Here is an 11,556-nt window from a genome sequence, read left to right as displayed (position 1 = left end):
GCTACTATGGTACTGAATTTGGATTTAAGAGTCAATTTCAGATAATCTGACTGATCAGGCGGGCACGAGTGTGCCTTAGGAAAAGGGAATCGCAAAAATAATTCCTTTGAAATTTGCGTTGAAATAGCGAAATAAACCGGCGAAGCGCTGCGAATATCGAAATGAGACAAGAGTGACTGAAATTAAATTAGAACAACAGATTGTTTTCGTGCGCGCATGGCTGCAAAAGGCGCAACGCCTCCATGCCGAGCCGGAAAGGATGAGCGATCGAGATTTGCCGCCGGGCAGTAAAATCGATATTACTACATTTTTGGAGAGACAATATCAGCTTGCGCTGGAAGCTCGGGAAAATATAAAGAAAGCCATTGAGGCGTGCCGTTCTTCCCAAGAAGACACCATTGCTATTGCTTCCTATAGACGTCTGAAATTGGCCGAACATATTGAGAACGGGCAAATGGGAGCAAAAGAAGCCAATAAAAAAGCGTCGGAGCTGAGCGGCGACATCGACGCGGCGACATCCAAAAAACAACAATGCGATTTTTTACTTCAACAAATCCACAGTGAAGAACCATGTACCACCCCCAACCTGCCGCTATTTCAATATCCCTTGCGTTGGCGCGCATTGGGGGAAGAACAAGCAGCTGATCCGCCGTCAGGAAAAGAAGGGTCTGAAGTAAAATCTCGACCCAAAGATTCCGGCAAAGCTTTTTGGAACCGTCTGAGCTCTTCTGACAGAATCGCCGTGGTTGCGGCCATTTTGTTGAGTCTCTGCATCGTAACGGGCGGTTTTATGTATATGTATGTATGGGGTAAGATCACGCTGGAAGTTACGGCTTTGGATCGATACAACTATAGCGTGAGATGTATCAATACCTATGGAGAGGCGATCGCATTTCAAGCGCCTTATGACGGTGCCGCGCTTCCCCGAGAAACACCAACCGTCTATGGTTTGTCCGCCACCTTGATCACAAAAAAAGGTGAGAGAAAAGCCTTGCCGAGGGCGGTTTGGTATTACAAAGATTTGTCTGCCGACCTCTACGGCTCCATTTTCGCGCCCGCAGTGGATTTTGTCGAGTTGAATCTACAGCTTACTCCTGATGAGATTCCTGATGAAGGCGGGATCTTACGGCTTACTGTGTTCAAAGCTCCGAAGCGGTCGAAGACAACAGCAAGAATAGAAATTCCTCCCCGATCAGAAGACACCCCTTCTGTTCCTGACCTGCCTCCGGCCGATGACATTGAGGATGCGGAAGATTTGGAAGCCCTCCAAAATACAGCCTTGTGATGGCAACGCGTCGGAGCGCCTTCAAATTGATGGCGGCAGCCGGAGAAATGTCCACCTGTCATAGGCGCGCGGCACACCTTTTTCCAATTCGAATATTACAGAAACAGCGCCGCTGTATGTTATGCTCTGCATGAGCAAGGTGTCCCCAAGCACCTTCCGTCTTATCCCTCCCTATGCACGATAATTGGATACCATGTTATTACACACTGAAACCGGCATAAAAACGCTTTTCGGACCGCCGCCTTTACGGGTGGCGCTCGTCGCATTTCTGTTTAGTGCAGCGGGAACTGCAGCCATGATAGCAATGCCTTTCTTTGTCTTCAATCAATTGGGCCAAGGGGTGGTCGTGTCCGGTATCTATTCAGGCACGCAGGCTTTGGGCTATACTTTGTTCGCCTTGCTCTCGGCACCTTTTGTCGGGCGTGCCAAAAATGGGCTTCGTTGGGGCGTTATGGGTGTGACGGGATTCATGATACTTATTGGTGTCATGTCCTTTTCTCAAAATATCGTGCTTTGCGGTGTATTCTATGCCGGTGCCTTTTCTATCTCCGCTTTGGCATGGCCCTCCTTTCATTCTTGGGTAGGAACGGAGCCGGATCTGCAGCTGCGCGCCCGCTCTATGGGAAGGCTCAATGTGGGCTGGAGCACAGGCGGCGCAGCCGGTCCTTTCGTAGCCGGTCCTTTATATGAATATGATTATCGCTTTGCTTTTGCATTCGCCATCCTGCTTTGTCTTTTCTCTCTCTATCTGATCTTGACCATACCCAACGAGAAAGATTATTTCCAAAACAAGATAGTTGAAACCTCCTCAGAGCCGGCGGCCTATAATCAACGGAGTGAAGTTTTTCTCTGGTGCGCTTGGTGTGCCACGTTTACAGCCCATATCTGTGTGGGCGCAACGCGCTTTATCTACCCGAAAATTCTTGAAAATATCATTGATTCCGGCTCGTTGCGTTTCTTCATGGAGCAGGAGCCGCTCTATTGGCTCAATAGCGCGGCAGCAACCCGTTTTTCTTGGCTAATGTTTATTTGCGGTTTGGGAACTGCCGTGTTGTTTCTTGTGCTCGGCCGTTCAACGTGGTGGCATCATCGTTTTTCCCTGCTCGTAATTGCCCAGTTACTGACCGGTATTTCCATGTTTGTATTGGGCTTCACTTCCAGCCTGTTACTCATGCTTGTTGCTTTTTCCATCATTGGCGCGAATCTCGGGGTAGCCTTCTTTTCCAGTGTTTACTACGGCATGGCCAATGTATCGCTCAAGCATCGCCGTTCCTCGATTAATGAGGGTGTCGTGGGAGCGGGGGGTATTGTTGGAAGTTTCGGCTTTTCCTTTGCCGGCGCTGCATTGGGGCTGAAGATGCCCTTCTTGTGGATGCCCGTGTTCATGGTCGCTGTGATTTTCTTCCAATTACAATTGATCCGACTTAAAGAGAAGAACCATAAAATAGCCTGAACCGTGGTAACCGTGATGGAAGTTTCTGCGCCGTATACCTGTAAAGAACTTGTCTTTTGATCCGCCTAGGGGGTAGGATAGAAGCCCCCATGGAACATAAAGCAATCCCAACCCACAATCAGAACAATCTATGACCGAAGAACAAAGCATAGTAGAACCAACAGTAATACAAGGTGACAGCGAAGTTGAGACCCTGTCCGTTGACGGCCAGGAAAGCAGTTTCAGCATGGAAGCACTGCGCCTGGAATTGGATCAATTTGAAGGGCCTTTCGAATTGCTGCTCTATCTGATCAAAGAGCAGGAAATCGACATTTTCGATATTCCCATTGTTCAGGTAACAGAACAATATCTGCAGTTTTTGGATTTGTTGCGTATCGAACATTTGAATATTGCCGGCGACTTCTTGGTCATGGCAGCGACCTTAATCCAAATAAAATCCAGAATGATTTTGCCTATTGAAGCCGATCTCGAAGATAACGAGGATGATTTGGAGGAAGAGGATCCTCGCCTGGAACTGGTTGGAAAGCTTCTCGAATATCGTAAGTTCCGCGATCTCGCAAAATTGTTGGGGAATTACGAAGAAAAGCAGAGCGATATATTTACCAGACGCGTCAAAATTGCTTTCGAAGCCCTCGACGATGAAGAAGAAATCATTGACGTGAGTTTATACGATTTGATGAAATCGGTACGGGGCATGATTCGCTTTCTCATGGGACAGGCGCTCCATGAAATACAATTGGAAGGCGCATCTGTCGACGAAAAAATTACGCTCATCGAAGATTTATTGGAAAAACAAGAGAGTGTGACCTGGACCGAGCTTTGTCGACTGGGCAACACACGGATTGAGCATCTCTGTTCGCTCCTTGCCATACTGGAATTGTGCCGCATGCATCGGCTCCGCATCCATCAATATGATAGCTTCGGAGAAATACGTCTTTTCCTGCGTTCACCGGAAAATGAGCTCTCCCAACAGGAAGATTCCCATGCGCTTTCTCCGCTTCCTTCATAAATCGGAGCCCTTGTGGAAAAAAGCGGAGAAGCAGGCGGCACGGTACCTGCAACGTAAAGGCTACACCCTATTGCACCGCAATATGCGGCTGGGCCGCTACGAGGTGGACATCATTGTCCGTAAAGATGATGTTGTCGCTTTTGTTGAAGTCCGTTCTCGGGCAGCCGATTCCGTCACGACCCCTGAAGAGACCATCCAATACACGAAACGATCCCACCTCCGCGCTGCTATGCGCTATTATTTGGCGCAACACGAAGAGCCCGGAATCTATTATCGTTTTGACGTCATGGGTGTGGTTATCCTGCCCGATGGAAAAATGGAGCTCACCCATACGGAATCCGCTTTTACCTTGGATGAATGACAGGCGCAAAAACGAATGAAGGGGCGCGGAGAGCTATTGAATTTTGTGGGTGAAGCGGCGCTCAGACGAAAGCGAAGTGCTTACGATTTTTAGCCTTCGTCTCTTTCAGATATAATGAGCCTCACAATCAAATCCACCCTTACCCTAGAATACTAAGGAGAATGCGCCATGACTACCCAAGAACAATTCAGCTATGACGTCGAAGCGCCGCGAAATGGCGAAACCCTTTATTCTGTGGCGGAACCCACGGGCGAAGATATTGACGGATTTTATCAGCGCGCCCGAGAAGCGGCAGCACGCTTGCGCGCCATGAGCATACGGCAGCGGTTAAATGAATTAAAAAAAGTTCAACGCTACATCCTAAAGCATCGTGATGCCATTGCACAACAGATCTGCAATGAAACGGGCAAAACACTCAATGACGCTATGTTCACAGAGATCTTCCCCGCCTTGGATATAATTTCCTATTATGATAAGCACGCGGAAAAGATGCTTGCCGATAAAAAAACCTCTGTGCCTCTGATTCTTTTTGGGAAAAAGCCCCGCATCGTCTATGAGCCCATGGGCGTCGTATTGATTATTTCTCCGTGGAATTATCCCTTCAATCTGTCTATCCTTCCGTGGATCTGCGCCTTTGTTGCAGGGAATGCCGTTATTTTAAAACCTTCGAAAGAGACGCCCCTCAAAGGCTTGTTGGAGTCTATGATAGCCGAGAGCGGATTCATGGAAAATGCGCTGCAAATCTCCTATTCAAGCCGACGCACGGCGGACATGCTTATTGACGCGAAACCCGACAAAATTCATTTTACGGGCAGCGTCTCGGCCGGCAAAAAAATTATGGAGAAAGCGGCGCAGCTGCTCATCCCTGTGGAACTGGAATTGGGCGGCAAGGATGCCATGGTCGTTTTTGAAGATGTCAACATGGAACGGGTTATCAACGGCGCCCTCTGGGGAGCCTTTGGTAACTGTGGCCAGACCTGCACTTCCGTGGAACGCTTGTTTGTCCAAGAGTCCATATATGAGCGCTTCCTTACGTTGTTCAAGGAAAAGACCGAGAAGCTGCTTACACCCGAGCGCGCGGCAGAAGGCGACGATGAATTAAATCTGGCTATGTGCTATATGACCACCAAATTTCAAATCGAAGATATAGAAAAGCAATTGGAAGCGTCTACAGCCATGGGCGCGCGTATTATCACCGGTGGTCAACGGATGCCGGGAACCCAAGGTTTTCAACCCACCATTATTGTGGATGTCACCTCGGATATGCCCATACAAAAAGAAGAGAGTTTCGGACCCATTGTTACCGTGACGCCCTTTAAAGATGAGGAAGAAGCCTTGCGCCTTGCCAACGATTCCGTCTATGGACTTTCTTCCAGTGTATGGTCCGGCGATTTAAAACGAGCTTGGCGTGTTGCGAGAGGCTTAGAAGCGGGCAGCGTCTCCATCAACAACGTGTTGGCGACCCTTGCCAATGCCGCCTTGCCTTTTGGCGGTGTTAAAGACAGCGGATTCGGCCGGTATAAAGGTGAAATCGGATTGCACGCCTTTAGTAATATTAAATCGATCCAGGCCGATCCCAACAGCAGCCGCTTGGAAGGTTATTGGTATCCTTGGTCGCGCAAGAAATTCGAATTGTTCTCTGCCATTATGGACGCGAACTTCAGCGGTACCCTAACAGGGCTTTTTAAAACGCTCTATTACGGGTTGAAGCTGGAACTCTTATCTCGAAAAGAACGCCTCTAAGCCGGACGAGTCCACTCATTCATGATGACTTGTCGTTGTCGTACAGTCATAATGGAAGAGCAGTCTCGGTTCTCCTTAAGCAAAAGGGGAGACCCGTCGATTGCAGATCCTGTGACTAATCCCTAATGAGGATCTAAACCCTATTAAAGCGAAATGGAGTGCTTTCTATGCTCTCGTTTATATTGGTGTTGAGTTTTTCTACGGTATCATCGCTGAGCGGCTCGGATCTTTTTCTTAAAGCAGATCAAGCCCAACGGAGCGGCAATTATGAAACGGCTTCCCGCCTTTTTATGGAATGTTCCCAAAGTTCTGAAACGCTCGCCCCTTATGCTTTATCCCGCGCCGGTGAGGCGGCTGCGAAACAAGGCAAGGCACAGGAGGCAGCCGCTCTTTTCGGGCGTGTATTAAAAGAGTATCCCCAAGGGCCGTGGGTACGCTTGACCTATATGCGGCTCGGTCGCTTACATCAAAGCCTCAAAGATACTGAGAAAAGTTTCGTTTGTTTTCAACAGGTATTCAACGGAATTGAACCGCTTCCCTGGTTTTTAAACGGACTTCGCAAAACCTACGCAGAGACTGCCTTGGAACTGCCCCTGCACGTACAAGAAGGTTACGATTGGTTCCGTCATGTGGCTTCCACCACGATTTATACGGCTGAACGTACGGTGGCGGCACGGATGCTGATCAAGGCTCCCCGTCAGGAAGATCGGCTATGGGGGATTTATGGGCTTGTGCGCAGCGGTGAGCTGCAGGAGGGGCGCCGTGCACTTGAGGCGGAATCCTTAACGATGAAGGATAGTGATGGACGCACGGTCTCTTTGCAGAGCCTGGACGCGCAACTCATGGACGGGCAAAGAAATTTGTTGGAGTGGGCCGCTTCTTTAAAAGATAAGGCGCATCACAACAGGGATAATTTGGGGTTGCGCCTGTGGTTTATGCTGAGCCTTCGTGAACAGGCGAAAGCCGAACGTTTCGGCGCCGCCGAGGTACTGGCAGACCTATTGACCCATTTCTTTCCTGAAGGCAGAGATGCCGGCGATGGGTGGTGGCTATTGTCGGAACGTTATGAGAAACGAGCGGACTATTCGGCTGCGGATCGTATGTATCACGCTCTCGCCCGGCGATGCATTGATCATGTCCGTGCGCCTCGTTCTCTCTTTAATCTGGGGAATCGTGCACGCTTAAACAAAGAATATTCAACAGCGCTGGCTCTCTTCGCACAATTAAATGATGCCTTTCCCGGCGGCCAATTTGCCGCGGAAAGTTTGTATTGTTGTGCACAAATCGAAAAAGAACGGCGTGATGCCGCGGGCGAACTTCGTTATTTGAAGTTGGCTGCAGCCGTGGGTCCCGGTCATTATTTCGCCCATCGCGCTTATTATTTGCTGGGCGGAAAAGACAAATCTGTCGTCCTGCCGGATCGGAGATTACGGGTCGCCGGGACGGAAGATTTTATCGCTGCTCTGCCTTACGAAGAAGAGAAAGGCGTTGCCCTATCCTTTCTGATACAAGAAAATCCTATTTATGAACGTATCGTATTTTTTGGTATTCACGGGTTGGAAGAAGGGGAATGGGAATGTCTCGATTGCCTGCATACCATTCCTGATTCATTGAAAAAGGCGTGGTATCCTGTTCTCGCCGAGGCGGGGTTTGGGCATACTACGCTGCAGCATGCCGTCTCGGAACAATGGGGAATGGAAGGGGGAATCCCCTCACCGGAACGTCGGCGCCTTGAATACCCCTTGGCTTATTGGAATACCGTAAAGAAGACTGCTGACGACAACAAGGTTGATCCCTATCTCGTTCTTGCCATTGCCCGCCAAGAGAGCACCTTTCGCAGCGGTATTGTATCCAGCGCCGGCGCGACAGGCGTTTTGCAAATGATGCCTGCAACGGCGCGGTGGCTCGGAGACGTGGACGCGCGTATTACGGCGGGTCATGTAGCGAATTTAAAATCGCCTTTAAATTCCATTGCCCTTGGCACCGTGTATATACAGCGTATGCTGTCGCGATCCCAAGACAATGCCGTTTATGCCCTTGCCAGCTATAACGCCGGTCCGGGCAATTGTGACAAATGGAGAAAACAATTCCCGAATGTGTCCCTTGAATCCTTCATGGAAAAAATTCCTTTTTCAGAAACCAATGACTATGTGAAAAGAGTACTTGGCAACTACGGTGCTTATCATTCGCTGTATCCCGCGCCTAAGGCTGTGACTCCCGCTATTGCGCATACCCCATAAAAGCCTAAGCTGAAGACTGTTTGAAGCGCCGGTGTATAATACAAGGAAAAGGCTTTTTCTCGTCGTATTAAAAACAACGGAGCATCTATGAGATGAAAAAGATATTCTTTTTAATAGCCCTTACTGTCTGGATTGTCGGATATGGCGCCTTATTACCCGGTTGTTTTCAGACAGAGGAGGCACAGCCCAAAGCGCTTTTAAAGGCTTTGTCGAAGATCACTATAAGCGGGTGTGAAATTCGCAGGGTTGAAGGGGAAGGGGAGGCTGTGGAAGAAGAAGAACCAGATAAAGAAGGAGAGCGTGAAGAAGGAGAGCTTGCGGAAGGAGAGGCTGAAGAAGGGGAGCGTTTGCCTGATATACCCGAAGGTATGATTGCCCTTACTCCCGGTTCTTTTCTCATGGGCCGTGCCTATACAGATACGGGCGAGAACAGCGAGATCCCTGTCCATGAAGTTGTGCTTTCCCCTTACTACTTGGGTAAACATGAAGTGACCAACGGACAGTTTGCCGAGGTTCTCAACTTTGCGCTCAGCAAAGGCTATATTGAAGGGGTCAATGGCCGCGTTTACGACGGTAAGGCGCTCTACTTCAACAAGCATTATCTCGGCGATAGCTACGGGGGCAATTCATTCACGCCCATAGTCTACGAGGGCAAGCAATTTTCAGTACAGGAACGGCAGGGCTATGGAGGAAGTTTGTATGCTATGGAGGATCATCCTGTTGTTATGGTTTCTTGGTACGGTGCTGTTGCCTACTGCAACTGGCGCAGTGAGATGGAAGGGCTGCAGCCTTGTTACAATCTGAGAGACTGGAGCCGAAAATCGCCCTTGCCTGACGGGTACCGCCTGCCTACGGAAGCAGAATGGGAATGCGCTGCAGCGTGGGATGGTACTGTCCAGTGGCGCTATGGCTGTTCGAGCGATTCTCTGTCTCCGGTGCAGGCCAATTTTATGCTGGATGATTATGCGAATCCTCTGGGCTTGTACAATCAACCTTTTACCGCGCCTGTGGGCTGGTATGACGGCGTTCATTTAGCACTGGCGGGCCGTTCCGATATTAAAACAGAAGCGGCGGTAAGCCCTTCAGGTGCTTTTGATATGGCGGGCAATGTGTCGGAGTGGTGCCATGATTGGTATGCTTACGACTATTACGCACAAAGTCCGAAAAAGGATCCCGGCGGCCCTCAACAAGGGGCGGATCGTGTATTCCGCGGCGGCTCTTGGGCGAATCTGCCGGCGAATTGCCGCGCCGCCGTGCGTTTTCGCGGGGAGCCGGAATATGCGGAATATCATTTAGGCTTCCGTGTAGCGCGCAGCACAAAATGATTGTATTGCCCTGTCGTGGAAAGCCCTGAAGTGAAGCCCGGGGTCAGGGTGCAACAAAAGGAAGAACAGCACGATGACAGATGCAGTAAACCGCAGAAAGTTTATCGGAGCCACAGGCACGGCACTGAGTGTGGGACTTGGGATCGGCGCGACGGGGGATGCGGCAGCCCTAAAAAGCGGCTACCCTTCATTTCCCGCTGCAGGAGCCGTCTATGAGGATATCGCCGCATTGGTGGCGCAGACACCTTTCATTGACACCCACGAGCATCTCCCACCGGAGGCAGAGAGGATTAACCATAAAGACCAAGACCGTCACCCTGCCCCTGATTTTGGAATGCTTTTTAGTCACTACACCGATTCAGACCTGCAGGTATCCGGCATGGCGCATGAAGATTTCAAGCAACTGATCGGGCGAAGCCTAACACCTAAAGAAAAGTGGAAACTGGTGGCTCCTTGGTACGACCGATGCCGCCACACAGGGTATCAACGTTGTGTGCGTGAAAGTATACGCGCTCTTTACGACGAAGACGATATTTCCGAAAGTAATTGCGAGAAAATCAGCGAACAATTAAGCAAGGATATTCGCCCGGGATTCTATCGGCATATTCTCCGCCATGTTGCACACATTGAACATGCACACGTTAACGGACTGGAAAGTTCTGTATTTAGAGAATCGGAATCGGCTGATGACCTGATCAGTTTCGACCTCTGGACCGTTAGCATTTCATCAGGTTTAAAGTTGCGGACACTGCGCCGATATGCTGAAGGGGATCTTGTCACACTCGATCAGGCACATAAAACCATTGACCGTATTTTTGAGAAGTTTGGACCCAAAGCTATTGCCGTTAAAAATCAAAGTGCCTATGGCCGCCGCCTTGATTATGCCGCTGTCAGCGATGAAGACGCCGCCCCTTTGTTCCAACGATTGGCTCAAGACGAATCCTTGAACGGCACCGAGATGAAAGCCCTTCAAGATAACCTGTTTAGGCATGTCTTACACTGTGCAACCGCGTTTAACTTGCCTGTAAAACTGCACACCGGTTATTTCGCAGGTCATAATGTCATGGATCTTGCCCGAGTGCGGGAAAACTTGTGTGACATTGCCCGGCTCGCACAGGACTTCCCCAATACGATTTTTGTGCTTATGCATATTGCGTATCCGTATCAACATGAATTGATTGCCTTTTGCAAGCACTATGCCAATATATACGCGGATATGTGTTGGAGTTGGATCATTGATCCCGCGTCAGCATCCCGATTCTTAGGTGAATTTATGATGGCTGCTCCGGCGTGCAAACTCTTCACCTTCGGAGGCGATTATATTCCCGTGGAACTTGTGGCGGGCATGCGCGCATGGCAAGGCAGGGGATCTCCAGGGTAATTGCGCGACTCGTGGAGGAGAGATGGTTAGACGAATCGGATGTGCCGGCGCTGGTAGAACGGATCATGCGCGGGAACGCAAAAGAGGTCTTCGATCACGAACGGGTCTTGCGCGCCTACGCATAAACAGTGAAACAATGTCTTTGGAACCCTATGTGCAGCGGGTCAAATCGTCAAGCGTCCCTGAAATCGTGCCGAGAGGAGCATTCATGAAACGCAGAAAGGCTTGTAATAAGGAAGCAAAAAATGGGGCGTGACACACAAGAATTCAAGGCAAAACCGTATCAACAAATCAAGAGGCCTCGGCACGCAACGGGCGTGACAAGAAAAACAAACCACACACTATCAGGATTTCTAGTCTATATATGTACACCCGTTGAAAATCCTGTTTCTAGTCAAAGACAACACGGCCCTTATGAATCTCCCGAAATTTTGGAGTAATTCCATTTAAGAAATATTTGTATCGAATACTTATATTCAGGCTCGTCCACAAAATGGTGTACTCATCGGTGCATTCAAGATCCATTACAATTTCCCAATAGTTGTTGAGTCTGTGCCCCTATCCCGTGATCAAATCCAGTTTCCTTGTCCGAAGGGCAGACGCGAAACTCTCAGTATGCATGAACCAGTTTACGGGAAGCACACTAGGATGTCTTCTTTTTTTGGGATCGGTTACATTTCAACCTTGAATCCGCCACGGCGTCTATGCTGTTGCAACACTACCCCTTTATTTGATACACTAGCGCCAATATCGGGGCTG

General features: G+C 49.5%; 8 protein-coding genes. All 8 read left to right on the top strand.

Annotation, left to right across the window (positions count from 1 at the left end):
• Positions 1 to 172 precede the first annotated feature (172 nt).
• Positions 173 to 1,285 (top strand): hypothetical protein, encoded by a 1,113-nt coding sequence (locus tag GX117_06330; GenBank protein ID NLO32959.1) that lies wholly within the window; start codon positions 173 to 175, stop codon positions 1,283 to 1,285.
• A 193-nt stretch (positions 1,286 to 1,478) separates the two neighbouring features.
• On the top strand, positions 1,479 to 2,738 hold the full coding sequence (locus GX117_06325) for an MFS transporter (GenBank protein NLO32958.1): 1,260 nt from the start codon (positions 1,479 to 1,481) through the stop codon (positions 2,736 to 2,738).
• Between the two features lie 130 nt (positions 2,739 to 2,868).
• Positions 2,869 to 3,747 carry a segregation/condensation protein A gene (locus GX117_06320; GenBank protein ID NLO32957.1) on the top strand — a complete coding sequence of 293 codons (879 nt, stop codon included), beginning with the start codon at positions 2,869 to 2,871 and terminating at the stop codon, positions 3,745 to 3,747.
• Positions 3,722 to 4,108, top strand: coding sequence for a YraN family protein (locus tag GX117_06315; protein ID NLO32956.1), 387 nt, complete (start codon positions 3,722 to 3,724; stop codon positions 4,106 to 4,108). Before GX117_06320 ends, GX117_06315 begins: the two co-directional genes overlap by 26 nt.
• Before the next feature lie 168 nt (positions 4,109 to 4,276).
• Positions 4,277 to 5,851, top strand: coding sequence for an aldehyde dehydrogenase family protein (locus GX117_06310; protein NLO32955.1), 1,575 nt, complete (start codon positions 4,277 to 4,279; stop codon positions 5,849 to 5,851).
• A gap of 167 nt (positions 5,852 to 6,018) precedes the next feature.
• A complete protein-coding gene (locus GX117_06305; GenBank protein NLO32954.1) occupies positions 6,019 to 8,091 on the top strand; it encodes a transglycosylase SLT domain-containing protein in 2,073 nt (690 codons plus the stop codon).
• A 92-nt stretch (positions 8,092 to 8,183) separates the two neighbouring features.
• The gene (locus GX117_06300; protein NLO32953.1) at positions 8,184 to 9,416 is read left to right on the top strand and encodes a formylglycine-generating enzyme family protein; all 1,233 of its coding nucleotides are present in this window, start codon (positions 8,184 to 8,186) and stop codon (positions 9,414 to 9,416) included.
• Positions 9,417 to 9,489: 73 nt separating this feature from the next.
• Positions 9,490 to 10,797, top strand: coding sequence for an amidohydrolase family protein (locus tag GX117_06295; protein ID NLO32952.1), 1,308 nt, complete (start codon positions 9,490 to 9,492; stop codon positions 10,795 to 10,797).
• Positions 10,798 to 11,556 lie beyond the last annotated feature (759 nt).

Source organism: Candidatus Hydrogenedentota bacterium (genome assembly GCA_012523015.1).
Lineage (GTDB): Bacteria > Hydrogenedentota > Hydrogenedentia > Hydrogenedentales > CAITNO01 > JAAYBJ01.
Note: the sequence above shows the minus strand (reverse complement) of the source record. Positions and strands in the feature narration are given on the sequence as shown.

Bases quoted from the DNA above. Each gene is read 5' to 3' on its own strand.
- GX117_06325 (NLO32958.1), top strand. From the start codon at position 1,479: ATGTTATTACACACTGAAACCGGCATAAAAACGCTTTTCGGACCGCCG.
- GX117_06320 (NLO32957.1), top strand. From the start codon at position 2,869: ATGACCGAAGAACAAAGCATAGTAGAACCAACAGTAATACAAGGTGAC.
- GX117_06315 (NLO32956.1), top strand. From the start codon at position 3,722: ATGCGCTTTCTCCGCTTCCTTCATAAATCGGAGCCCTTGTGGAAAAAA.
- GX117_06310 (NLO32955.1), top strand. From the start codon at position 4,277: ATGACTACCCAAGAACAATTCAGCTATGACGTCGAAGCGCCGCGAAAT.
- GX117_06305 (NLO32954.1), top strand. From the start codon at position 6,019: ATGCTCTCGTTTATATTGGTGTTGAGTTTTTCTACGGTATCATCGCTG.
- GX117_06300 (NLO32953.1), top strand. From the start codon at position 8,184: ATGAAAAAGATATTCTTTTTAATAGCCCTTACTGTCTGGATTGTCGGA.
- GX117_06295 (NLO32952.1), top strand. From the start codon at position 9,490: ATGACAGATGCAGTAAACCGCAGAAAGTTTATCGGAGCCACAGGCACG.